The 23,304-nt window shown below is 38.2% G+C and carries 21 protein-coding genes, 8 tRNA genes and 2 rRNA genes; 4 read left to right on the top strand and 27 right to left on the bottom strand.

Going from position 1 to position 23,304, the window contains the following annotated elements; genetic code table 11:
- Positions 1-56 precede the first annotated feature (56 nt).
- Entirely contained in the window at positions 57-335 is a 279-nt protein-coding gene (locus AB3U99_RS01145; RefSeq protein WP_400244949.1) for a multiprotein-bridging factor 1 family protein, read from the bottom strand.
- 187 nt (positions 336-522) lie between these two features.
- On the opposite strand from AB3U99_RS01145, the gene AB3U99_RS01140 reads away from it, so the two are divergent.
- On the top strand, positions 523-1,041 hold the full coding sequence (locus AB3U99_RS01140; RefSeq protein ID WP_400244947.1) for a hypothetical protein: 519 nt from the start codon (positions 523-525) through the stop codon (positions 1,039-1,041).
- Between the two features lie 20 nt (positions 1,042-1,061).
- Here the strand turns inward: AB3U99_RS01140 and AB3U99_RS01135 are convergent, their stop codons facing one another.
- The 5 genes from AB3U99_RS01135 to AB3U99_RS01115 all read right to left on the bottom strand — a co-directional run bounded on the left by AB3U99_RS01135 (position 1,062) and on the right by AB3U99_RS01115 (position 4,696).
- On the bottom strand, positions 1,062-1,349 hold the full coding sequence (locus tag AB3U99_RS01135; protein WP_400244945.1) for an ankyrin repeat domain-containing protein: 288 nt from the start codon (positions 1,347-1,349) through the stop codon (positions 1,062-1,064).
- Positions 1,350-1,438: 89 nt separating this feature from the next.
- Positions 1,439-1,912: a DnaD domain protein gene (locus AB3U99_RS01130; RefSeq protein ID WP_400244943.1), complete on the bottom strand. Its 474-nt coding sequence runs from the start codon at positions 1,910-1,912 to the stop codon at positions 1,439-1,441.
- A gap of 32 nt (positions 1,913-1,944) precedes the next feature.
- Positions 1,945-2,382: a hypothetical protein gene (locus tag AB3U99_RS01125; RefSeq protein WP_400244941.1), complete on the bottom strand. Its 438-nt coding sequence runs from the start codon at positions 2,380-2,382 to the stop codon at positions 1,945-1,947.
- On the bottom strand, positions 2,379-3,161 hold the full coding sequence (locus tag AB3U99_RS01120; protein ID WP_400244940.1) for a DUF1385 domain-containing protein: 783 nt from the start codon (positions 3,159-3,161) through the stop codon (positions 2,379-2,381). The genes AB3U99_RS01125 and AB3U99_RS01120 overlap by 4 nt, the downstream gene beginning before the upstream one ends.
- Entirely contained in the window at positions 3,158-4,696 is a 1,539-nt protein-coding gene (locus tag AB3U99_RS01115) for a hypothetical protein (protein ID WP_400244938.1), read from the bottom strand. Before AB3U99_RS01115 ends, AB3U99_RS01120 begins: the two co-directional genes overlap by 4 nt.
- A gap of 252 nt (positions 4,697-4,948) precedes the next feature.
- Here AB3U99_RS01115 and AB3U99_RS01110 point away from each other — a divergent pair, with 252 nt between their 5' ends.
- On the top strand, positions 4,949-5,407 hold the full coding sequence (locus tag AB3U99_RS01110; protein WP_400244936.1) for a helix-turn-helix domain-containing protein: 459 nt from the start codon (positions 4,949-4,951) through the stop codon (positions 5,405-5,407).
- Between the two features lie 244 nt (positions 5,408-5,651).
- On the opposite strand, the gene AB3U99_RS01105 is transcribed toward AB3U99_RS01110, so the two are convergent.
- The 4 genes from AB3U99_RS01105 to AB3U99_RS01090 all read right to left on the bottom strand — a co-directional run bounded on the left by AB3U99_RS01105 (position 5,652) and on the right by AB3U99_RS01090 (position 8,973).
- Entirely contained in the window at positions 5,652-6,320 is a 669-nt protein-coding gene (locus tag AB3U99_RS01105) for a hypothetical protein (protein ID WP_400244935.1), read from the bottom strand.
- Positions 6,321-6,861: 541 nt separating this feature from the next.
- A complete protein-coding gene (locus AB3U99_RS01100; protein ID WP_400244933.1) occupies positions 6,862-7,320 on the bottom strand; it encodes a hypothetical protein in 459 nt (152 codons plus the stop codon).
- A gap of 430 nt (positions 7,321-7,750) precedes the next feature.
- Positions 7,751-8,587: a bacteriochlorophyll 4-vinyl reductase gene (locus AB3U99_RS01095; RefSeq protein ID WP_400244931.1), complete on the bottom strand. Its 837-nt coding sequence runs from the start codon at positions 8,585-8,587 to the stop codon at positions 7,751-7,753.
- 86 nt (positions 8,588-8,673) lie between these two features.
- Positions 8,674-8,973, bottom strand: a complete 300-nt coding sequence (locus tag AB3U99_RS01090) for a hypothetical protein (protein ID WP_400244929.1) — start codon at positions 8,971-8,973, stop codon at positions 8,674-8,676.
- A gap of 237 nt (positions 8,974-9,210) precedes the next feature.
- On the opposite strand from AB3U99_RS01090, the gene AB3U99_RS01085 reads away from it, so the two are divergent.
- Positions 9,211-9,399 carry a hypothetical protein gene (locus tag AB3U99_RS01085; protein ID WP_400244927.1) on the top strand — a complete coding sequence of 63 codons (189 nt, stop codon included), beginning with the start codon at positions 9,211-9,213 and terminating at the stop codon, positions 9,397-9,399.
- A gap of 76 nt (positions 9,400-9,475) precedes the next feature.
- On the opposite strand, the gene glmS is transcribed toward AB3U99_RS01085, so the two are convergent.
- The 6 genes from glmS to sigW form a co-directional block, all read right to left on the bottom strand.
- Entirely contained in the window at positions 9,476-11,278 is a 1,803-nt protein-coding gene (gene glmS, locus AB3U99_RS01080) for a glutamine--fructose-6-phosphate transaminase (isomerizing) (RefSeq protein WP_400244925.1), read from the bottom strand.
- A gap of 636 nt (positions 11,279-11,914) precedes the next feature.
- Positions 11,915-13,267 (bottom strand): phosphoglucosamine mutase, encoded by a 1,353-nt coding sequence (gene glmM / locus AB3U99_RS01075; protein WP_400244923.1) that lies wholly within the window; start codon positions 13,265-13,267, stop codon positions 11,915-11,917.
- Between the two features lie 42 nt (positions 13,268-13,309).
- Complete coding sequence (locus AB3U99_RS01070; RefSeq protein WP_400244921.1) at positions 13,310-14,632, bottom strand: YbbR-like domain-containing protein; 1,323 nt, start codon at positions 14,630-14,632, stop codon at positions 13,310-13,312.
- Positions 14,625-15,449 carry a diadenylate cyclase CdaA gene (gene cdaA, locus AB3U99_RS01065; protein ID WP_400244920.1) on the bottom strand — a complete coding sequence of 275 codons (825 nt, stop codon included), beginning with the start codon at positions 15,447-15,449 and terminating at the stop codon, positions 14,625-14,627. Before cdaA ends, AB3U99_RS01070 begins: the two co-directional genes overlap by 8 nt.
- A gap of 348 nt (positions 15,450-15,797) precedes the next feature.
- Positions 15,798-16,448, bottom strand: a complete 651-nt coding sequence (locus tag AB3U99_RS01060; protein WP_400244918.1) for a zf-HC2 domain-containing protein — start codon at positions 16,446-16,448, stop codon at positions 15,798-15,800.
- A 19-nt stretch (positions 16,449-16,467) separates the two neighbouring features.
- Positions 16,468-17,031, bottom strand: coding sequence for an RNA polymerase sigma factor SigW (sigW, locus tag AB3U99_RS01055; RefSeq protein WP_312094554.1), 564 nt, complete (start codon positions 17,029-17,031; stop codon positions 16,468-16,470).
- A gap of 525 nt (positions 17,032-17,556) precedes the next feature.
- Between sigW and AB3U99_RS01050 the strand changes: the two genes are divergently transcribed.
- Positions 17,557-17,724 carry an aspartyl-phosphate phosphatase Spo0E family protein gene (locus tag AB3U99_RS01050; RefSeq protein WP_400244916.1) on the top strand — a complete coding sequence of 56 codons (168 nt, stop codon included), beginning with the start codon at positions 17,557-17,559 and terminating at the stop codon, positions 17,722-17,724.
- Between the two features lie 102 nt (positions 17,725-17,826).
- Here AB3U99_RS01050 and rocF read toward each other — a convergent pair whose 3' ends face one another.
- The 11 genes from rocF to AB3U99_RS00995 form a co-directional block, all read right to left on the bottom strand.
- Positions 17,827-18,723, bottom strand: a complete 897-nt coding sequence (gene rocF / locus AB3U99_RS01045; RefSeq protein WP_400244914.1) for an arginase — start codon at positions 18,721-18,723, stop codon at positions 17,827-17,829.
- Positions 18,724-19,065: 342 nt separating this feature from the next.
- Positions 19,066-19,138 (bottom strand) — tRNA-Lys (locus AB3U99_RS01040).
- A 1-nt stretch (position 19,139) separates the two neighbouring features.
- Positions 19,140-19,214 (bottom strand) — tRNA-Gln (locus AB3U99_RS01035).
- Between the two features lie 44 nt (positions 19,215-19,258).
- Positions 19,259-19,342 (bottom strand) — tRNA-Tyr (locus AB3U99_RS01030).
- Positions 19,343-19,373: 31 nt separating this feature from the next.
- Positions 19,374-19,449: transfer RNA gene (locus AB3U99_RS01025), tRNA-Thr, on the bottom strand.
- Positions 19,450-19,474: 25 nt separating this feature from the next.
- Positions 19,475-19,550, bottom strand: a tRNA-Val gene (locus AB3U99_RS01020).
- A gap of 4 nt (positions 19,551-19,554) precedes the next feature.
- Positions 19,555-19,629, bottom strand: a tRNA-Glu gene (locus tag AB3U99_RS01015).
- Positions 19,630-19,645: 16 nt separating this feature from the next.
- Positions 19,646-19,718 (bottom strand) — tRNA-Thr (locus tag AB3U99_RS01010).
- Positions 19,719-19,746: 28 nt separating this feature from the next.
- Positions 19,747-19,821: transfer RNA gene (locus AB3U99_RS01005), tRNA-Asn, on the bottom strand.
- A gap of 12 nt (positions 19,822-19,833) precedes the next feature.
- Positions 19,834-19,951, bottom strand: a 5S ribosomal RNA gene (rrf, locus tag AB3U99_RS01000).
- 272 nt (positions 19,952-20,223) lie between these two features.
- A 23S ribosomal RNA gene (locus tag AB3U99_RS00995) occupies positions 20,224-23,160 on the bottom strand.
- Positions 23,161-23,304: the final 144 nt, after the last annotated feature.

Genomic DNA, 23,304 nt, shown 5'->3' with positions numbered 1-23,304 from the left:
CTTAAAAAATGCCATTGAATAACTGATATATTCAGTGTTATTCAATAGCATTTTTTCTAATTCGTTATTTTTTTAAACTCCTTAATATCCTTTATAACCCTTTCTAAATACGCCATAAGGATGTTCGTATCCCAATTGAATCCACAAAGAAGTATTACTAACCTAGTATTCAAAAGTGCCTGTCTTTCGCCTACCTCAATTCTGTAAATGAATGTTTCAGACAAATTAGTTTTATCCGCCATATCCTTTAAACTCATGCCATACTGTTTTCGAGATTTTCTGACATATGCCCCAAAATCGTTTAATGCCATTTCTATCATTTCTTCTTTATTCATGTTACACATCCTCCAATTTATTTCACTGGCAATCACCAGTCCCATTTTTGTTATTGCCCTGTATACTACTAGACTTAATTGAGTTTTATAACTGGCACTAAAACTATTAAAGAGTTATTAAATAATTGTTTGCGGTGTAGTATAAAAGGAATTAAAAATTCACAAAAAATTAGGAGAGTGATAAGAAATGAAACAAGAAGAATTTCAAAATATGGATTTAATCGAACGTGTAGAATATGTAAATGGCTGCTTATCAAAAGAAACAGAGGACCCACTTAGACGAGTGGCGGAGAAACTTCAATTGAATTATAGTTCCTTCTGTAAGGAAATGCGTAAAGGCGGGTATTCATTTAACCAGTCAAGGAAGCAATACGAGAAGACATTCTCTATCGAAGAGTATAAAGAGATCGAGAAACATATGAACAAAAGTGAGGATACGGGGGATGTAGTCCAGTTTATCGAAGAACATATTGATGAACTAAAAGCTCTGTTGAAAGTCCATTCCGGTCAGTTAGTCTTGAATCCAATCGTTTATGACCCAAACATCGAAACCGTAACAAAGACAGTTCAAATTAACTCAAGTGTGTACAGCGACTTCTCTAATTTATGCTCAAAAAAATTCGGACACCTTAGATTACGGGATGTCTTATCACAGTGCATCTATGAATTTTGTGAGAGAAATAAGGAGAAGACCCCTAGATTATGATTTCTAGGGGATGTTATTTTCTAATTAGTTTTTTGATTTCCTTTCCATTCATTTAACAATTCTATAATTTCATTCTGCGATTTTCCGTACCAACTATTTTCCGCTCTTCGAAAGCAATCCTCATCAATCTTCGAACCCTTTTCAAGGAGTATCTTGCACACCTCGTAAAAACCGAAATAACAAGCGATTTGTAAAATGGTCCGTCCAAGCTGATCCATTTCAATAATATCAACATTTTGGTCATCAATTAACTTCTTAACTGTGTCTAAATCGTTCATATACACCGATTGGAACAAGGAATCATCCATAGATTATTCTCCCTTTATCATAACTTATAAATTCTCAAGTCTGACTTTTGAATCACCTTACTGCTACATAACCCATTACATTTCTAAAACTATGACTTAAACATTTCTCTAACGAATTTACCCAAGTCTTTATCGCTCATACTTGAGCTACTCGCAGCAAGTTCCAATGCTTTTAATCTTGTACTTTCTTCTTTAATTAATTGTAAAGATTGTTTAACCTCCTTCTCTACTTCTTCAGCAATTTTTGCCCATTCTCGATATTTCTCACCATTCAATTTTGATATTTTCACGGCTTCCATCGGTGTTTTCACATTTCTCCTTGACCATTCAATCGCTATTCTCTCCATCAAGTTTTTTGACAACCCATTATTACAAATCATCTTAGTAAAGAAAATCAAAACATTTAATACCCCTTTAGGAAGTCCGACCTTGCTTATGTATTCCAAAATTTCAAGGTCTTCTTTCGATGGACCAGTAACACCTGAAACTTCATTTAAAATTTCTTCAAGTGTAGCATTTCCAAAATGTTGAATAAGTTCATATTCTTTATCGCCTATCTCCATAACGTACTCCCTTTTCGAAACTAAATTATCTTTTAATCACTTTGTTTATTCCGCTCCATAATTTCAATTATACTTCTCATCATTTCCACATTATATTTTCGATGTTCCTGCATTGTTGATTGGGCTTTTCTTACGTCCTCAGAGCTTCTCAAATCAAAACCAATAATGTCGTCAACTGACAAAACATGTTCCTCTTCATTAAAATCAACCTCGAAAAAAGGCAGTTGCAACCTTTGCCAGAACTCCGAATCATATTGTTCATCATTTAGTATTATCTTGATTTCATATGTCTCAAAGTCGGAGAAAACTCCCTGACAATCTCCTTCTCCTTTCTCAAGTGCATGCTCTATGGTATCCCTCAATCGGAGTAGAGCTGTCTTATTAGAAACAATCACTACGTCTTCGTGCGGCTGTTTCTGTGAGTAAATATATAATAAAGGTGTTCCTCTCCGTTTCTTTTGCTCGTTCATTTAGAATCACTTCCTACTTTCCTACGTTTAAGGATTGCATTTGCTATTTCTACCTCTTCTAATCGAGTCAGTGCCTCTATTGCAACGATTAAATGCTTTTCTTGAGGCTGAGAGGTAAAAAGAAGATATTGTGCAGCTTTTCCTATTACCACTATTAAAGCCCAAATTATTTTTGGTTCATTTCGCCAAATTTCGAATCCAATCATCCATGCAATTAGGTAAACAAAAACTGAATCGCCAAATGCTATAAATAAAATAGAAAAACAGATGAAAAAAGTTGCTACTAAATTCGTGCCACACTTGCGATGAGTTCTCGGTTGCCCTCTGACATTTTCTAACGTTAAATTCAGCCCTTTCTCATATGCCGAAAAGGCCTTATGCTCTCCCGAATGATACTTAGCCAAGGGACTTATCTTTATGATTAGACCAGCCATTACTAGAAAAATAGATAACATCTCTAAACCGTTAATTGGTATGGTATATACAAAAATAGAATTTGATCTTTCTATGAGAAAAAAACTCACTAGAAAAAAGACTATTGTCACTAGCAAAAATCGTTTCCAAAATTCAATTAAAACTTCAAACAGCATCAAAAAAGAGCGAACAAAAGGGATTTTCGAGAGGATGCTGACTATTTTGTTACCTTCCCTATTTATTCTTGTTTCTGTTGTGATTTTACTATTCTTGAACCGGGATATTACTTGATACTTACCCCCGGTAAAACTAACAGAATTATAGCCCGCTCTTCCTCCGTATATTTTCACTCTTCTCTTTCTCATCGTAAATACTTATAAAATAACTCTTTATTTTCAAAGCATGCTCTATAAATCTTCCGCATCCCCTCGTTCTTCTCAAATGTTAGAAGCATAATAATCATTCGTTTTATAACATCATTGGGTTCGTTTTCAATCCAATCCCAAGCCCCTCTAGTTAATACTAGAGATTGATGTTCTTGGATTATCTGGCTCAATGCTTTGATTAAAAGACCTTGTTTTTCTGCCTCTCCGATGATCTGTATTAGACTTTCACTTGTTTCAAGACTGTCTTCAATTCCCCCTTTGATTGTCGCAAATGTTTTTAATATGCTATCACTAATCACATGACTATCATTCCAATACAACAGCCCATCTACAGTGTCGATGGTAGTCTGATTCAACTCCTCCACGTATTCCTCTTCAATTCTTTTGAACTTCTTTCCTTTTTCTTTCAACATGTCAACAATCTCTTGGTACCGTTTATTCACAATCTCTTCAATCTCACTTAATTCTTGAAACTTCTCACCGAGAGTCAATAACACCTCGTCTTTAGGGATATATCTCCTTGTTCTTCTGCCCATATATCCTAAATCCAAGTACATGTTACCTATTTGCGTCTCAACGGATTCCGGTTTATCTGCTGGTCTCTTGGCAGCATCCATAAATCCTCTTACTTCTGGCTCAATAAATACCCATGTAGAGCAAATTGCCTTTGCAAACTCAATCGGCTCAAACTGTGGGCCATTATTGTCAAAGCAACATATATCAATAAGGGGTTCTATAGGTAGCCCTGTGTTTAGATACCTAATAATCATTAACTCAGCCCCAAGTTGTGTTGGACTTTTAAACCCCTGCAAGCGTTTCGCAAAATATTTTTGAATCGCATTCACATTAAAATTTTGGGGTAAAATTGCATCCACTTCTTCGTTAGCACTTATCGACAGATCAAATAGAGCCTCAATACGCTTTTCCTCTATTTTTATTACTTCTAATCGTTGCAAGAGCTTCGAATAGTTAACCCGAATCGGCATATCTATTTGTTTGTCTAAAATCGAATTAGCCCACTCAACAGCCTTTTGGGCCTGCTCTTTGGAAATGTCACCATAGACACAAGCAAACTTAGGGAACCTACTTTCAATCAATGCAGCGATACCTAGCAAGAATGTATGGTAGTCCTTTCCTTGAGTCTTAGAGTAGAAAACTTTTCTCGCTCGACCACCTCCTTCTTCTGTTAGATAGAGTAGAATGTCCTCCTTCAATTTGTCTTCATTAAATTCACTGTATCTTTCTAAGTTTGAGAACAGGGTAAAACTTTCTCCCGTTTCCTTGCTTTCTAAATCCCCATTTATTTTCCAATACTTCTCTTCTGGTCCATACCCTTCAACAAACTCGACTTCTGTGCGATCTAACACTAATCGCTTGAAACCATTAACGTTATCCACTTTTTGCGTGGCGAATGGGTATGCCTTAATTAATTGCAACGTCTCTTCAAAAACGTTCTGCCATTCTTCTTGGTTGATTTTATTTGGGATAATATCTAGTCCAATGTAAATTCCCATTTTTCTCCTCCAATAAATGTGATTTTTAGTATCTTTTCCAATGACTATTGGCAAAGGAAAATAAAAAAGCCCGCATTCATCTTAATTAGAATGCGAGCCGTTTAAAATATTCAAATTCTATTTGTATGGACGTTTTTAGAACCATCATTTTCCCTACTTTTCATTTGATTAATTTGTATTATAAATAAGAATAGTGCGATAATCAAGTTGAATATTTGGATAAACTTTACATTGTGAAAGAAGGTTGGATAGATGTACACAGTTGCTGAAGTATGCAAGAAACTAGGGTTAGATCGTCAAACTGTAGAAGGAATGTGTGAAAAAGGAAAGTTCCAAGATGCTCATAAAAATGAAAATGGCTTTTGGCTGATTCCAGATTATAACTTCATTACATCTCGAGAGCAAGATGAAAGAGCAGAAGAAGTCTTGCGGCAAATTGATAGGAAAAATCGTGGCGATAGGGATGAAAATGAAATATCTTATATTCCAGCAAAATTAGTCTCTGATCATTATGGGGTTACACTAGAGAAAGTGAAAAAGTGGATTAAAGAAGGTTACCTTTCTGGAAAGCAAGTGAAGGAAGAATGCTTCGTACCAGAAGAGGAGTTTGAATACCTTAAAGCGAGAAGAGAGTCAGATGCAACAGAAGAAGAAATCAAAAAGTTCCTCGGTTCGGATATAGTAGACTGGGATTTTGAAATTGAGGAATAATACAAAATTCATAAAAAAGTGTTAACACTTTTGGTCCGTCTTAAAACTGTTAACACTTTTTAACTGAGGACTTGATACAACAATGTTTTAATAAGGAAAAGTGTTGAGTACCTATCTGATTTTCCAGCCTGAATTATTACAATGTGTATACACAAATACTCCAAGCATAAGAATCCTTTTTCTCTATCACGTTAAACCTCACCGTATTGAAGTGTAATAGAATAGATCGTATAAACTTCCCTACTTACTTAAGCCTTCTCTTATTAAGTAAATCTACGCCTCTAACACCTCTTTGATACCTTCTTTGAACAGTTGTATACTGTAACCCAGCTTCTTTTGCCCATACACTCAACGGTTTAGTTATGCCGTTAATTTCAACATGTTGCCAATGTTCTCCAATTGGAAGCAAAAGGTCTTCTTCCTTACATCCCGTATACAGCCTTCTTTGTATGGTTTTATAGGAGAGACCACTAATTTCTGCCCATTCTCCAATGGTCCTTCTCTCACCATTAATCGTTAAGTACACACTATTCCTTTTATTTCTTGATTGTTCGAGATTCGTACTCCATTTGCAGTTTTTAGGTTCATAATTTCCATCACCATCTACTCTATCAATTGATAAACCATCTTTATAGCCATTATTCATCGCCCATTCTTCAAAGACTTCAAAACTGCTCCATTCATCACAAACAGATATTCCTCTCCCACCATACCTATCGTAGTGATCAAGTTTTTGATTTATACACCTTTGATTCATTTGAGTCCAAATATTATACAATCTGGACCATCGCATTCCGTGAGTTTTATTCGTTTCTCTCTTTTCAAGAAAAACACAGTTCTCAGGATAATACCCGTCATCCTTATTTTTTCTTACTAATTCTAACCCTTCTTTGTAACCGTGTTGGTGGCCCAATTAACAAATGCTACAGGATCCTCTCTCCACTCATCGCAAATCCATAAATTATCCCCTTTATAGCGATTGCTCATATTGCTGCCATAGCACTTGAGCCTCATCGTTTTCCAAACTTTGTACACTTTGGTCCTGCTCAATCCATGTCTTTTACCCAATACCATTATTAACACCTCGATTTACATGTTTTTAATCCGAAATTGTATCAAATTCAATTCCAAGCTACATCTTATCTTTTTGCTGAGTTTTATTAAAATGAGTTGCGGATTGTTTATTTATCTCATTCCATGTAATTTTTCTTTATTAACTGTTACTCGATTGCTATAAGAGTAACCAATCCTCATAGTAGTTTTTGATACTTTATTAGGTTAGGAAACAAACTGAATATAGCTTGGAAATGAAGCATAGAGCATTATTTGGTCAAAGGTTAGACAGATATTGGAAAAAAAAGACTCGATCTCTATTGGATCAAGTCTGTATGCGTATTGATTTCACGATTGAATTAAAAGGAAAAAATACTAAGCTATTAAATTCAAAATATCTTTTACTCTAAACCTAACTCTACATGATAGTTTTTTAATGTTGAGTATTTAAAAGGTAGTTCCCTTTCAATCCTGCCTTTTCTAAATGCTCTTTTGTAACCCCTCACATATATTTCAAACATATTTTCAATAGTTGAAATATCATTATTAATCTTTTTCATTTGCTTATTGGCAATTTTAGGATTTGAAATTACAGTTATGTATTTGAGGTCATTAATAATAAGGGCTTTCCGCATATCTAAACCTGCATCAGGTCTTGTGCTAGAAGGAATCGGATAAATACTTTTACGATAAACCGGATCCTTAGGTGCACGTGACCTCAAAGGAATAAAATAATTATTATTGTCCATTTTAAGTATAATACCTAGATAAACTCTATTATCAGCTTCCATAATTTCCTTCAGATCTGGAAAATCTTCAAAATAGGAGTCTGAAATTTCAATAATGTCCCCAGTATTCATAAATTACTCCTTTTTTATCATAAAAAAGGACTTAGAATCATCTAAGCCCCTTTTACGAAACGCTTTATCAGTTTTTTATTTTGCCGGGTCATCCTGAGAAAGTACCCCAACGGTATCAGTTTTTTATTTTGCCGGGTCATTCTGAAAAAATACCCCATCGTTTCTTACTTATTATAATACACTTATAAGTAAGATATGTCAACGATTACTATTAGTATACGCAATAATTGAAAAATGTTGCATTAGATTTAAAAACAAGTGGTTTAATCTATTTTATTCAACTTTAAAATTTTAATGCTTTTTTAACCCATTCAGAAATTTAAGACTTCACCCATTTACCATGTGTCACCAAAGAATAAAAAATTAAGTTCCAACACCCATCCTCATCTCCGATATTTGGATACTTGGATTTGAAATATTACTCGTATTGCTACCTATCTTGGCCGTTAACTAAATGTTTTTCTATCTCTTCAAATTCTACGTCAATGATATCTGGCATTTTTCTCTTGATTTCATCCATATCCTTTTGAAATTCTTGTGGTGAGTAGTTTAAAGTATCACACATTGTATTCCTTAAACGATTTCCCATCTTAGTCATTGAAGTATAGGTTAGACCACCTGAAACTACCCCTCCAACAACAGGAATTACTTTAGAAACTCCTTTGGCAAATGTATCTTTTGTCATCTTAACCCCAATAAGAGCTGCTATTTTTTTAATAATCGGATAGTAGAATGTTTTTGTTAATGCTTTTTGAGGTAGTTTTTTTAATGTCTGTTGTGCGATTTTAGAAGAAACTACTTTTAAGGTAGAGGCAGCACCACCCACACCAAACATTACACCAAGAAATAAAATTAATTCACTTCTCACTCGATCCAAGTCTAGTTCCTCATCATCCCAAAAATCCTTGTATCCAAATATATAAGCTAGTTCTTGTGATAAACGTAAAGCTACTCCAAAAAATTGAAGAGTATCTGCTGGAATCGTGGCTGCCATAGCCAAACCACCAGGTATTCCAGCTACAAATGATGTACCAGAACTTTGCAAAGTCCTTTTATTTACTAGGGATTTTGCTATTCTGTTAATTTGTTCTGTGCTTATTCCGACTTCTAGGGGTCCTTTTTCAATTAATAGAGGGATTTTATCCGAACTTACTTTATCACCAAATACTTTCACCAAAAATTCTTTTCGATTTACTTTAACACCTGGTATTTTTAATGCGTTTGCAATAACTAATTCAACATTTGTGGATTCTCCATTATTGGCCATGATTTTTCCCTCTTTCTTTTTAGAAACTTTTTAATGATTCATCACTTTCATTATTCAAAGCGAGAGCTTTTTTAATTAAATTAGACTCAACAGTCTTTCCTTTTAAAGTTGTTCTCCCAACACTCAGCAATTTTATCTTCAGTTTCTAATTGATTCATTCGGTATTTTAACTCTGTTACCCTTTTTATTCTTTCTAACATTTCAATCGGATAATCTCCATCTTTTATATCAATTATAACTCTTATGAACGGTTCTCTATATTTTCGTGAATTATACGCACTTTTTATCTTTCCTCTTCTTTTCCTTCTCTCTACTATATTCCCCTGCCAAAAAGTTCTTCCCTCCCTATCACTCTCGTCAAACCCTTGCGGCTCTAAGTTCCACACCTCTTATCTCGCCTTTTTTCTTCCCTCCATTATGTTATTAAGTCCTTCCCTAAAACCACCGCAAATGACCTGAAATCAACCTTCTGGCTTGCATAGAATATTCAGATAATGTTAAATAGATTTTCCCTGAAAGGGAAAAGAATTAAGAGGAAAACACGAAAAAAGAACTGAAAAACATCTTTCCTCAGCACTCTCTTTCTTCTATCTCGTGTTCTTTCGAACAGTATAGAAAACGATATGAAAAACCACTTGAACCCTGACTGGACAAGGGATTGGACAGACATTGAGCAAAAGAAAAAGACTGAACCCGTATTGGATCCAGCCTGGATTTGTATTGTTTTTATGATTGAAAAACCGATTGAATACATATCGGAACTACCCGCTGCACTTCCCGCTTCCTTTGCCGTTTGGATACCAACTATTTAACAGTAGGTACCGACTTTTTAGCATGAAAACCGACTATAAGACAGGGCGATAACCCGGACAGACCTTCGGCTATAATTCACTCCACCGTAACACTCTTAGCCAAGTTACGTGGTTTATCTACGTCGCAGCCTCTATGAAGTGCTGCATAGTAAGCAATTAATTGTAATGGTACTACAGAGATAAGGGGTGTTAACAGGTCGTGCACAGCTGGTACGATGTAGCGGTCACCATCCATTTCTAAGCCTTTCATAGAAATGATGCAAGGATTTGCTCCACGGGCCACTACCTCTTTTACATTACCACGTATGCTTAAGTTAACACTTTCTTGTGTTGCTAATGCGATAATAGGTGTTCCATCTTCAATTAAAGCAATGGTTCCGTGCTTTAATTCTCCACCTGCGAAGCCTTCTGCTTGGATGTAAGAGATTTCTTTTAATTTTAAAGCACCTTCTAAACCAACATAGTAATCAATTCCACGTCCGATAAAGAAAGCATTTCTTGATGTTTCAAGATATTCCTTGGCAATTGCCTCAAGCTCTTCCTTATCTTCAAAAATTACTTCCATTGCATTTGCAATAATACCTAATTCATGAATAAGGTCAAGATCTACGTCATAGCCTTTGCTTTTCGCCATTACTTCTGCAAGGATAGATAATACAGCCATTTGCGAAGTATAAGCTTTCGTAGATGCTACAGCAATTTCAGGACCAGCATATAATAATAAGGTGTGATCCGCTTCACGAGACAGTGTGGAGCCTGGTACATTTGTAATGGTTAACGTTGGATAACCCATTTCCTTCACTTGTACAAGTACTGCGCGACTATCTGCTGTTTCTCCACTTTGTGTAATGAAAATGAACAAAGGTTTTTCCGAAAGCATTGGCATATTATAGCCAAATTCACTTGCAACATGAACCTCAACTGGAATTTTTGCTAATTTCTCAATAAATTGCTTTCCAAGAAGACCTGCATGATAAGATGTACCAGCAGCAACAATATATAGTCGATCTGCAGCATTTACTGCTTCAACAATCGCTGGATCAATTGTTAACTTTCCATCCTTATCTTGATATTCTTGAATGATTTTACGAATAGCTAATGGCTGTTCGTCTATTTCTTTTAGCATATAATGAGGATATGTGCCTTTTTCAATATCGCTAGCATCTAGTTCAGCTGTATATGCTTCCCGGGAAATAATTTCTCCCTCTAAAGTCTCAATTGTTACGCCATCTTTCGTCACGATAACAATTTCTTTATCCACTAATTCCACATATTGATCTGTTACTTGCAGCATAGCCATTGCATCACTAGCAATAACATTGAAGCTTTCTCCTAAGCCAATCAATAGGGGACTTTTATTTTTTGCTACATATATCATATCTTTGTTTTGCTCATCTAATAAAGCAAAAGCATAAGACCCTTTTAATAATTTTAATGTTTGAACAAAAGCTGCCTTTACATCGCTTCCAGCTTCAACAAAATGTTCAATAAGTTGAACTACTACTTCTGTGTCTGTATCACTTTTTAAAGGAACATCAGCAAGATATTCCTTCTTTAATAAGTCATAGTTCTCAATTACTCCATTATGAACAATGGTGAAACGTTCTGAAGCACTTTTATGTGGGTGAGCGTTTAATCTGCTTGGTACACCATGTGTTGCCCAGCGTGTATGACCAATTCCTGCAGGTGCAAACGCATCTTCGTCCACAATATTTCGAAGGTCTGCAATTCGTCCTTTTTCTTTAAAAACTTGAACTCCTTCTCCATTGCTTAAAGCAATACCAGCTGAGTCATAGCCTCTATATTCTAGTTTTTCTAAGCCTTTTAATAAAATCTCTTTCGCATCCTGGTTTCCAATATAACCAACAATTCCGCACATACTTCTTTTCCTCCGTTCTAAGGGAGCAAGAAGTCACTTTTTAGGGAACAAACTTGCTCCCTTACCTCTGATTATTTTTTTCATAAGCTGTATTACTATCATTGTTAATGTTTTCATTCATGCGTTCATATTCCCTGTGGAAAAGCAGATAAAAACAATGTAATAATACTCCTTAAAAGAAATGCTCTTATTATTAGCATGCCCTACTCTTTGTGCATTAAGTTGCCTTAATGTTTTAAAGTAGTACGTACGATTGGCTAACACAACCGGGAGGCATCCGCCGAAAAATCGATAAACCTCCTCCTCGTCAACTAGTTTCATGTCGTCCATCACTAGTCCAGGCGCTTCAATTTCCTATTTTAACTCCTATCCTCCTTGTTAACAGGTTTGCTTTTTCAAAAAGCAATTTAATCATACCCTACCTAGAATCTTTCCGTCAAATACATTCCTATGACAAAATCGTAAATTTTTATTTCACTAAGTGAGGTAGGATACATTCCCGACACGAAAAGCGGAAAAAATAATAGGGTGAAAAACATTCCTTTTGAAATGTCCTTCACCCTAATAATGTATTCTACCGTGCTAAATTCGTTCCTAATTGCATAGATATTAGTATAAGCTCCTTATGTTATAAGCTTATTCTTCTGGTAAACCCATTTCTGCTTTAACTACTTCTGAAATTACATTTACATAGGCCTCACACAATTCCTCTGTGGGTGCCTCAGCCATAACACGAACAAGTGGCTCTGTTCCAGAAGGACGAACTAATATTCTACCATTTCCATTCATATCTTTTTCCACTTTAGCAATTACTTCTTTTACTTTTTCATTATCTGTTACATGGAATTTATCTGTAACTTTAATATTCACTAATTTTTGCGGGAATTTTTTCATTTCTCCTGCAAGCTCTGATAATTTTTTCTTCGTTACTTTCATGATGTTAACCAATTGCAATCCAGTTAAAAGACCATCACCCGTTGTATTGAAGTCAAGGAAGATAATATGGCCAGACTGTTCTCCACCAAGATTATAGCCGTTATTACGCATTTCTTCCACTACATATCGATCACCAACAGCAGTTGGAATACTTGTGATTTGATGCTGCTCTAACGCCTTATAGAAGCCTAAATTGCTCATTACAGTAGATACTACTGTATTATTTTTTAGTCTTCCTGTCTCTTTTAAATATTTTGCACAAATATACATAATTTGATCGCCATCTACAATATCTCCATTTTCATCTATAGCTATCAAACGGTCTCCATCGCCATCAAATGCTAATCCGACATCTGCTTCTTTCTCCAGAACAAATTTAGCAAGGGCCTCTGGATGTGTAGAACCTACTCCATCGTTAATGTTTAAGCCATTCGGTGACGCACCCATTGTAGAAATATCAGCATCTAAATCTGCAAATAAATGCATTGCTAAGGAAGAAGTGGCTCCATGTGCACAATCAAGTGCAATATGAATTCCGGCAAATTCTTCATCCACTGTTTGTTTTAGGAATTGTAGATACTTCTGACCACCCTCGAAATAATCATCCACCTGACCAAGGTCAGCACCAGTTGGTCTAGGTAACGTATCTGCTTCTTTATCGATTAGTGCTTCAATTTCTAACTCCTGCTCATCTGAGAGCTTAAAACCATCAGGACCAAAAAATTTAATTCCATTATCTGCGACCGGGTTATGCGATGCAGAAATCATTACTCCTGCCTGTGCTCCCAAAGCTTTTGTCAAATAGGAAACACCTGGTGTAGAAATAACACCTAAGCGCATTACCTCTGCACCAATGGAAAGTAATCCTGCTACAAGCGCTCCTTCCAGCATGTGTCCGGAAATACGAGTATCTCGTCCGATTAATACCTTTGGTCTATCGTGGTCTTTTGTTAGGACGAAACCACCATATCTTCCTAGCTTAAACGCTATTTCTGGTGTCAGTTCACTATTTGCAACACCTCGTACTCCGTCCGTACCGAAATATTTACCCATTTCTATATCGCTCCTTCTAACTAGTATAGATCACGTTTTATGTTAAGCTTCTTTATTCGTAATAGACACACTTGCTGTATCAATCGCCAGTTCCCAATCTATATCTTCAGGTCCATCTACTTTAATAGGTACTTCGTGCTTCCCATCATCCATTCCTGTTAAATCTAAATAGAGATTAAAATCAGAGACACTTAAATCCCTTATCCTGTTTTCCTCTCCAGAAATACGAAGACTTGTACTACTACTTTTTGGATTATCAATGGTTGCTTTCAAATCACTATTCAATCCTTGAACAGTAATTGGTACACTGCTTAACGTTTTAGTTTCTATATTTTCTGCTGCTGCAGCTTCCTCTGAATCCTGATCTCCCTGCTCATCCTCATCCGTATCCGTATCTAGTTGTTCTTCCGCGACGGTTACTTTTACCTTTACCGTAACAAGCTCGGGATCGACTGCCGTTACACCATTGGATATGATGACTGGTAATGTTAATTCCTCATCCTTTTGAATTTTACTTAGATCAACCTCAACTCTTGTGCTTTCCACTTCTTTTAAAACATCTTCTGGTCCGCTAATGGTTGCTTCCTTTTTATCTAAAGTAATAGAATCAATCGTTATATTTGCAGGCGGCGTACCTTGCTCTACAATATTGATAGGTACTGTTTTACTCGTTCTTTTAACAGGAATATTCACTTGCACTGTTTCTGGTTCTACTTGCACATTTAATTTATTTAAACTACTATCCAACACGGAAACCTTCGCTTGCTGACTAACCGTCTCATTTGTGTTTCCGTCAAGATTTACATTTGCCTTTACATAAGCAATTTTTTCAATATCTTCTTTTGCCCCTGTAATCTTAACTGTTTTCGGTTCAACTTTCGGTGTTCCAGCTGCATAGCCCTTCTCAATGGAATTATTACTATATTCCGCTTCCACAGTGAATTCTTGTGTTACCTTTTCTTTCACCGTAACTTTTATTGTTTCGGGATCTATTGTAGCTTTAATTTTATCGGATAAATCCTTTATTAACAGCGGAACAGTTTTACTGCCTAGTTCTGCATTTGCTAAATTAACATATACTTCAAAGTCTTTTTTCAATTTTGCCTGTTGTATATGAACAGTTGGTCCCTTCAATGTTACAGTCACTGTTTTTGGTATGCCTGTTACAACAACATTTTCTGTATCGTAATAGACGGTTACCGGAACATCCTCTATAATGGCTGTTTCTGAATCACTAGGAACGTTAACATCTGTTGAACTTTCGTTGGGATCATATGCATAGGAAAAAAGTAAAAGGGCAAAAGCCAAAGACAATACTTTAGTAAACCAATTTTTACCTATTACATTATTAAACAGTTTATTCATTTTTCTTCCCCTTCCAGCTCCACTTACTTGAAGTGGTTTGTTTGGTAGAAGGTGTTATCAAGGCACTAGATAACATTTCTCTAAAGGCATCTAGTTTTAATTCTCTATGCAAATCACCGTTTTTCGTTATAGAGATAGAACCCGTTTCCTCTGAAACAACTACGGTCAAACTATCCGTTACTTCACTAATACCCAGTGCAGCTCTATGTCTAGTTCCAAGCTCTTTTGAAATAAAAGGACTTTCCGATAGAGGAAGGTAACATGCAGCTGCGGCGATATTCGTTTTTTGTATAATTACGGCTCCATCATGCAGTGGAGTATTCGGAATAAAAATGTTGATCAATAACTCGGAAGATATCTTTGAGTCAAGAGCAATTCCTGTTTCTATGTAATCACTCATTCCTGTTTCTCTTTCAATCGTGATTAATGCTCCAATCCGTCGCTTTGCCATATAGTCTACAGCTTTTACAATGGACTCCACTAATTGCTCTTGCAATTCATGTTCCTGAATCACAGACCTTGAGAAGAACTTTCCTCTCCCCAGTTGCTCTAAAGCTCTTCTTAATTCTCCCTGGAAAATAATAATAAGTGCTAATGCACCCCACTGTATTACCTGCTGCATCATCCAGCCTAATGTTTGTAATTGGAAATAGTCACTTAACATTTTTATGATTAAAATAACAAATATCCCATTTAATAACTGGACAGCTTTTGTCCCTCGGATAATCGTGATAATTTTATAAATGACATACCAAACAAGGATAATGTCTACTGTATTCGCTAAATATTTTAAAAAAGGGAAATCTGCAAACGACATTTTCCTTCCTCCAAAGTATATATTTCAAAAGTTGCTGCCCACTACATAGAAATGAATCCTCTATTTATCGAGTTTTTTATAACCCCTATATAGATAACATAACGGGATGAAAAAACCTACAATTATCATATTATAACACAATTCAATTTAATACAAAGAAAAGCACAACCAAGTATCAAGAAACAGTTAGATTGTCCATATTATTAGTATATGTGTCTCCAGTGTAATTAGCCCTCTTTTTACCAGAAAGATACATGACTTCATTATTTTAAGGAGTATTGTTTTTTTGGACCGATAGTACTACAGAAGGTCCTGTCCCCTTACACAAAGAAAAGAACCCTGCAATCATTAAATTGCAGGGAGGCTATTTTCTCTTATATTGTCTTCTTTGCTAAATAACCCCGTAAAATCCGTCACGGTTTTCTTTATATGGTACCATAGCCATTCGAATACTTCGTTCACTTCTTTTATTTCTCCAGTAACTTGGTTAGCAGAAGCCATATACTTCTTTCCATTAATGACTGTTACATTTCCTTCAACTTGTCCTTCTATTTTAATATCACCATTTCGAACGATAATATCACCTTTTACTGTTTCTCCCTCAGGTACAATAGCTGTATTATTTTCTACTATTATATTGGACTGTTTCGAAACAGAAAATTGATGATCTTCATTCCAAGCCGACATTAAGCTTGATACCATTAAAATAAAAAATAGTGAGGCTGCAGCCAACATAGGATGGTGCCGTAGCCATCGCTTCACTCTTACTTGCTTTGGCTCATCTGGCAACCTGGCAAGTATATTCTCCGTGAAGTTCATTGGTGCCTGGATATGAGACGTGCTCTGGACCAGTGCGATAGTTTTCTTCAGTTCATGAAAATGTGTTGCACATTCTTCACACTGATCTAAATGCTCCTTTAATTCTTTTAAATGTTCTTCTTCTATTTCATCATCAAGATATTGATGCATATAGGAAATAATCTTTGTTGAACAAGTCATATTCATTTCACCTTCTTTATCAGACATACCGTAATTGTTTTCTCAACGCTTCTCTTCCCCTGTGAATGCGTGTTTTAACTGTTCCTAAAGGAAGCTCCAGAATTTCACTTATCTCGTTTAAAGAAAGCTCTTCGATATATTTTAAAACGATGACTGCTCGATACTTTTCAGGAAGCTTTGAAATTTCCTGTTGTATCATTGCTTGTAGTTCCATGCCTTCCACATCTTCCTCAGGCAATCTGCCATCTGACGGAATCTGCGAATACATATTCAGGCCGTCTGTACCTGGAACTTCCGCATCAAGATAATAATCCGGCTTTCTTTTTCTTATACGGTCAATACATAGGTTTGTTGCAATTCGATATAGCCATGTCGAAAACTTATATTCCATATTATATCGATGGATATTAACATATGCACGAATAAAAGCTTCTTGCGCTATATCCTCCGCTTCATGCCTATTTCCTAGCATCCGATAACAAATTTGAAACACTTTATCTTTATATAGCTCGATTATGTCACCAAATGCATTTTTGTCCCCTTTTAAAACTTGTTGAATCCTTTTTTTCACGATTGCTTCCATCTATTTACCTCCGCTCTAGTGCGGCTAATCGATTTACGAATCGACAGCAGGAAAGGTTTCATTTTTTCTTGAAATTTTTTCATTATGTATTAAAAAATTAACTGTTTTCGTTATATATGTTGCTATAAGTGAACAGCCTGAATACCCTTCGTTTTCCATGACCTAGCTTTTAACCTCCTAAGCTTAGCTTGCAGGTTTCACTCTTTCTCCCTTATCCTTGCGTGAGTCAACATATAATCGAGCTACTCCATATTACTTTTATACTAACTAAAAAAATAATCTTTAGAAAACAGCAAAAAAATATATATCACTTTCTAGAAGTGAAAATTCTCCCTATTATGCACATCTATCTTTTTTCGGATACTCATTCTTATTTTAACAAATAATGCCACATAATGTTTAAAATTTTTAGAATTGGTTATAAAAAAAGTAATAATATGCTAAAATCAAGACAAGTAATATTTGGATTTATGGAGCTTTATAACTATGGAGAAACAATCAAAAAACATATAGAGGGTGAAACAATTGAGTGATAGAAAACTATTAAAAGACATTGAAGAACATCGGGAAATGATGATCTATTTGGCAAACACCACTTCTTTTTCACACCCAACAGTTGTTGACATAAGCACAAAATTAGATTTGCTATTGAATAAATATGAAAAATCATGTAGTGAATTAATTATTAAATAATAATAAGGTAACTTTATTCCATTTAATCCACTTATCATATGAAAAATGGTGTACTTCCATTCCTACTTTTTAGATTTTGGAATAAAGTTACCTTTATGAACCTTATAGTAGTTTTTCCCCAAACAATGACCCCATCAATGCTACTGCTAAAGCTGCAGTTTTATTTCTTTCATCTAATATAGGATTGACCTCTACAAATTCAGCAGAAGTAATCAGCTCTGATTCTGCTAGCATTTCCATAGCTAAATGACTTTCCCTATAACTTATACCCCCAGGCACTGGTGTTCCTACGCCCGGCGCATCATTTGGATCTAGTCCATCTAGGTCAAGAGATAGATGGACCCCATCTGTTTTGTCCTTTAAATAACGAATTGTTTCCTCCATTACTCTCGTCATTCCCAACCGGTCTATTTCATGCATCGTAAATACTTTTATTCCTAATTCTTTTATTAACCTACGCTCACCATCATCTAAAGACCTTGCACCAATAATCACTACATGGTCAGGTTTAATTTTAGGAGAGATTCCTAGTAAATTGGTTAAAAGCTCATGCCCATATCCTAAACTAGCAGCAAGTGGCATCCCATGAATATTCCCAGATGGGGAGGTTTCTGCTGTATTTAAATCTCCATGTGCATCATACCAAATGACGCCTAAATTTTTATAATGCTTGGCTACCCCAGCTAATGTCCCGATTGCGATACTATGATCTCCACCTAATACAAGTGGAAATGACTTCGATTGAATAATTTTATCCACCATTTCTGCAAGCATTTGATTTTTTTCTGCTATTAAATGCAGATTTTTAAGATTGCTCTGTTTATCTATTATTGTTTCTGGTCTTCCTACTGCAATATCTCCCCAATCTTCAATAGAAGAAAATAGCTTTGATAATCTATCAAATATTCCCGCATAGCGAATTGCACTAGGTCCCATATCTACGCCTCTGCGCATTTGTCCAAGATCCATTGGCATACCAATAATAGTCAGCTTTCTCATAAAAATCCTCCCCAACCCTCTTGTCTATTTTCCCTATATTGTACCTTTTTCCAAATCGATGACTCAACTCGACATTTTTATGTATATATATGCGAATATTCAAAAAACGAAAACGAGATAAACGAATCTTATCTACTAAGATGGATAGACAAAACAGTGAGATTATTGGCTTTTCCCTTTTAATGTATCCTTTCAGGTCACTGAAACAAAATGTATAACAGTAAAAATAAATCATATTATACTCTTTTAAAAAATCCATTTTTTATTTAAAAATGTTTTGTTATATCCAGAATGGAAAGACAAAAAAACCAAACACTAATGTGTTTGGTTTCGATTTAAAAATGAGCCATGGAGGATTCGAACCTCCGACCCTCTGATTAAAAGTCAGATGCTCTACCGACTGAGCTAATGGCTCGTGGCTGGGCTAGCTGGATTCGAACCAACGAGTGACGGAGTCAAAGTCCGTTGCCTTACCGCTTGGCTATAGCCCAAAAATATAAAAAGGACATATACCTTAATATTGTCCAATGATAAATGGTGGAGGGGGACGGATTCGAACCGCCGAACCCGAAGGAGCGGATTTACAGTCCGCCGCGTTTAGCCACTTCGCTACCCCTCCGATATTCAAACTAATGACAATTTAAAAATAGTGGTGCCGGCTAGAGGACTTGAACCCCCAACCTACTGATTACAAGTCAGTTGCTCTACCAATTGAGCTAAACCGGCGCAATTTATAAATTTTTTTAAATAATGGTGGAGGATGACGGGATCGAACCGCCGACCCTCTGCTTGTAAGGCAGATGCTCTCCCAGCTGAGCTAATCCTCCATAATGGTGACCCATACGGGATTCGAACCCGTGTTACCGCCGTGAAAGGGCGGTGTCTTAACCGCTTGACCAATGGGCCATATGTTGTTTTTGTAAGCTTCCAACCGGGCTCGAACCGGTGACCTCTTCCTTACCATGGAAGTGCTCTACCTGCTGAGCTATGGAAGCACTTTGGCTAACATATAATTAAAAATAATGGCTCCGCAGGTAGGACTCGAACCTACGACCGTTCGGTTAACAGCCGAATGCTCTACCACTGAGCTACTGCGGAATAATATGGTATGCCTGGCGACGTCCTACTCTCACAGGGGGAGAACCCCCAACTACCATCGGCGCTTTAGAAGCTTAACTTCCGTGTTCGGTATGGGAACGGGTGTGACCTTCTCGCTATCGCCACCAGACTTTTTCTCAAGACATGTATTATTATACATGTTTTTGAGATTTTTTCAAGTATAATTTTTAAAAATTATTCCCTGAAAACTAGATTATGAAGTAAAGATAAGAAATGAGTAATCAAGATTGTCCAGCTCCAACGCCTATCGCCTAGCAAACTTCCGATCATCTCTTTTGCGTAAGTCAACATCGATTCACTTGCGCTCATCGTGTTTCCTTTATCGAAAGAACATGCTCATCCAGTTTGTACGCCGATAAACAGGCGTTTCCGCTTTTCGTTTTAGTTAAGTCCTCGATCTATTAGTATCAGTCAGCTCCACATGTCGCCACGCTTCCACCTCTGACCTATCAACCTGATCATCTTTCAGGGATCTTACTAGCTTACGCTATGGGAAATCTCATCTTGAGGGGGGCTTCATGCTTAGATGCTTTCAGCACTTATCCCTTCCGCACATAGCTACCCAGCGATGCCTTTGGCAAGACAACTGGTACACCAGCGGTGCGTCCATCCCGGTCCTCTCGTACTAAGGACAGCTCCTCTCAAATTTCCTACGCCCACGACGGATAGGGACCGAACTGTCTCACGACGTTCTGAACCCAGCTCGCGTACCGCTTTAATGGGCGAACAGCCCAACCCTTGGGACCGACTACAGCCCCAGGATGCGATGAGCCGACATCGAGGTGCCAAACCTCCCCGTCGATGTGGACTCTTGGGGGAGATAAGCCTGTTATCCCCGGGGTAGCTTTTATCCGTTGAGCGATGGCCCTTCCATGCGGAACCACCGGATCACTAAGCCCGACTTTCGTCCCTGCTCGACTTGTAGGTCTCGCAGTCAAGCTCCCTTGTGCCTTTACACTCTACGAATGATTTCCAACCATTCTGAGGGAACCTTTGGGCGCCTCCGTTACTTTTTAGGAGGCGACCGCCCCAGTCAAACTGCCCACCTGACACTGTCTCCCACCCCGATAAGGGGTGCGGGTTAGAATGTCAATACAGCCAGGGTAGTATCCCACCAATGCCTCCACCGAAGCTAGCGCTCCGGCTTCCAAGGCTCCTACCTATCCTGTACAAGCTGTACCAAAATTCAATATCAGGCTGCAGTAAAGCTCCACGGGGTCTTTCCGTCCTGTCGCGGGTAACCTGCATCTTCACAGGTACTATAATTTCACCGAGTCTCTCGTTGAGACAGTGCCCAGATCGTTACACCTTTCGTGCGGGTCGGAACTTACCCGACAAGGAATTTCGCTACCTTAGGACCGTTATAGTTACGGCCGCCGTTTACTGGGGCTTCAATTCAGAGCTTCGCACTAAGTGCTAACCCCTCCTCTTAACCTTCCAGCACCGGGCAGGTGTCAGCCCCTATACTTCGCCTTGCGGCTTCGCAGAGACCTGTGTTTTTGCTAAACAGTCGCCTGGGCCTATTCACTGCGGCTCTCTCGGGCTTTAACACCCAAAAGAGCACCCCTTCTCCCGAAGTTACGGGGTCATTTTGCCGAGTTCCTTAACGAGAGTTCTCTCGCTCACCTTAGGATTCTCTCCTCGCCTACCTGTGTCGGTTTGCGGTACGGGCACCATAAATCTCGCTAGAGGCTTTTCTTGGCAGTGTGGAATCAGGAACTTCGGTACTATATTTCCCTCGCCGTCACAGCTCCGCTTTTGTGGTAATGGGATTTGCCTCATTACCGGCCTAACTGCTTGGACGTGCTAATCCAACAGCACGCTTACCCTATCCTCCTGCGTCCCCCCATTGCTCAAACGATTTAAAGGTGGTACAGGAATATCAACCTGTTGTCCATCGCCTACGCTTTTCAGCCTCGGCTTAGGTCCCGACTAACCCTGAGCGGACGAGCCTTCCTCAGGAAACCTTAGGCATTCGGTGGATGAGATTCTCACTCATCTTTCGCTACTCATACCGGCATTCTCACTTCTAAGCGCTCCACCAGTCCTTACGGTCTAGCTTCGACGCACTTAGAACGCTCTCCTACCACTGACATCATAGATGTCAATCCACAGCTTCGGTGATACGTTTAGCCCCGGTACATTTTCGGCGCAGAGTCACTCGACCAGTGAGCTATTACGCACTCTTTAAATGGTGGCTGCTTCTAAGCCAACATCCTGGTTGTCTAAGCAACTCCACATCCTTTTCCACTTAACGTATACTTTGGGACCTTAGCTGGTGGTCTGGGCTGTTTCCCTCTTGACCACGGATCTTATCACTCGTAGTCTGACTCCCAAGAATAAGTATTTGGCATTCGGAGTTTGTCTGAATTCGGTAACCCGATGGGGGCCCCTAGTCCAAACAGTGCTCTACCTCCAATACTCTAAATCTTGAGGCTAGCCCTAAAGCTATTTCGGAGAGAACCAGCTATCTCCAAGTTCGATTGGAATTTCTCCGCTACCCACACCTCATCCCCGCACTTTTCAACGTGCGTGGGTTCGGGCCTCCATCCAGTGTTACCTGGACTTCACCCTGGACATGGGTAGATCACCTGGTTTCGGGTCTACAACCACATACTATTTCGCCCTATTCAGACTCGCTTTCGCTGCGGCTCCGTCTTATCAACTTAACCTCGCATGTAATCGTAACTCGCCGGTTCATTCTACAAAAGGCACGCTATCACCCATAAATGGGCTCTAACTACTTGTAGGCACACGGTTTCAGGATCTATTTCACTCCCCTTCCGGGGTGCTTTTCACCTTTCCCTCACGGTACTGGTTCACTATCGGTCACTAGGGAGTATTTAGCCTTGGGAGATGGTCCTCCCTGCTTCCGACGGGATTTCTCGTGTCCCGCCGTACTCAGGATACACTCAAGAGGGAACGAAGTTTCGACTACAGGGTTTTTACCTTCTACGACTGACCTTTCCAGATCGATTCGTCTACCCCGTTCCTTTGTAACTCCATATAGAGTGTCCTACAACCCCAAGAGGCAAGCCTCTTGGTTTGGGCTAATCCCGTTTCGCTCGCCGCTACTCAGGGAATCGCGTTTGCTTTCTCTTCCTCCGGGTACTTAGATGTTTCAGTTCCCCGGGTCTGCCTTCAGTACCCTATGTATTCAGGTAAAGATTCTATCCCATTACGGATAGAGGGTTTCCCCATTCGGAAATCTCTGGATCAAAGCTTACTTACAGCTCCCCAAAGCATATCGGTGTTAATCCCGTCCTTCATCGGCTCCTAGTGCCAAGGCATCCACCGTGCGCCCTTTCTAACTTAACTTAGTTTCGACCAAAGATAAGCGTCGTATCTCTTCGTCAGCTCTCTCACTGTGCTCCTCACGTACTAGCGTACGCTCCGGTGCTCGCTCGGTCGCTTCCTTGACCTACTTGCTTCTCTTTGCTCTCAAATCTTTGAAAGAGTATT

This window comes from Niallia tiangongensis (assembly GCF_044704065.1).
Classification (GTDB): Bacteria; Bacillota; Bacilli; order Bacillales; family Cytobacillaceae; genus Niallia; species Niallia tiangongensis.
Note: the sequence above shows the minus strand (reverse complement) of the source record. Positions and strands in the feature narration are given on the sequence as shown.

Excerpts from the sequence above, each read along its gene's own strand:
- rocF (WP_400244914.1), bottom strand. The coding sequence starts at position 18,723 with ATGAGAAAGCTGACTATTATTGGTATGCCAATGGATCTTGGACAAATG.
- AB3U99_RS01095 (WP_400244931.1), bottom strand. The coding sequence starts at position 8,587 with ATGGCCAATAATGGAGAATCCACAAATGTTGAATTAGTTATTGCAAAC.
- AB3U99_RS01060 (WP_400244918.1), bottom strand. The coding sequence starts at position 16,448 with ATGACTTGTTCAACAAAGATTATTTCCTATATGCATCAATATCTTGAT.
- AB3U99_RS01120 (WP_400244940.1), bottom strand. The coding sequence starts at position 3,161 with ATGAGAAAGAGAAGAGTGAAAATATACGGAGGAAGAGCGGGCTATAAT.
- AB3U99_RS01130 (WP_400244943.1), bottom strand. The coding sequence starts at position 1,912 with ATGGAGATAGGCGATAAAGAATATGAACTTATTCAACATTTTGGAAAT.
- AB3U99_RS01135 (WP_400244945.1), bottom strand. The coding sequence starts at position 1,349 with ATGGATGATTCCTTGTTCCAATCGGTGTATATGAACGATTTAGACACA.
- AB3U99_RS01110 (WP_400244936.1), top strand. The coding sequence starts at position 4,949 with ATGTACACAGTTGCTGAAGTATGCAAGAAACTAGGGTTAGATCGTCAA.
- AB3U99_RS01070 (WP_400244921.1), bottom strand. The coding sequence starts at position 14,632 with ATGAATAAACTGTTTAATAATGTAATAGGTAAAAATTGGTTTACTAAA.
- AB3U99_RS01145 (WP_400244949.1), bottom strand. The coding sequence starts at position 335 with ATGAATAAAGAAGAAATGATAGAAATGGCATTAAACGATTTTGGGGCA.
- AB3U99_RS01115 (WP_400244938.1), bottom strand. The coding sequence starts at position 4,696 with ATGGGAATTTACATTGGACTAGATATTATCCCAAATAAAATCAACCAA.
- glmS (WP_400244925.1), bottom strand. The coding sequence starts at position 11,278 with ATGTGCGGAATTGTTGGTTATATTGGAAACCAGGATGCGAAAGAGATT.
- sigW (WP_312094554.1), bottom strand. The coding sequence starts at position 17,031 with ATGGAAGCAATCGTGAAAAAAAGGATTCAACAAGTTTTAAAAGGGGAC.
- AB3U99_RS01140 (WP_400244947.1), top strand. The coding sequence starts at position 523 with ATGAAACAAGAAGAATTTCAAAATATGGATTTAATCGAACGTGTAGAA.
- AB3U99_RS01125 (WP_400244941.1), bottom strand. The coding sequence starts at position 2,382 with ATGAACGAGCAAAAGAAACGGAGAGGAACACCTTTATTATATATTTAC.
- AB3U99_RS01100 (WP_400244933.1), bottom strand. The coding sequence starts at position 7,320 with ATGAATACTGGGGACATTATTGAAATTTCAGACTCCTATTTTGAAGAT.
- glmM (WP_400244923.1), bottom strand. The coding sequence starts at position 13,267 with ATGGGTAAATATTTCGGTACGGACGGAGTACGAGGTGTTGCAAATAGT.
- AB3U99_RS01085 (WP_400244927.1), top strand. The coding sequence starts at position 9,211 with ATGAAAAACCACTTGAACCCTGACTGGACAAGGGATTGGACAGACATT.
- cdaA (WP_400244920.1), bottom strand. The coding sequence starts at position 15,449 with ATGTCGTTTGCAGATTTCCCTTTTTTAAAATATTTAGCGAATACAGTA.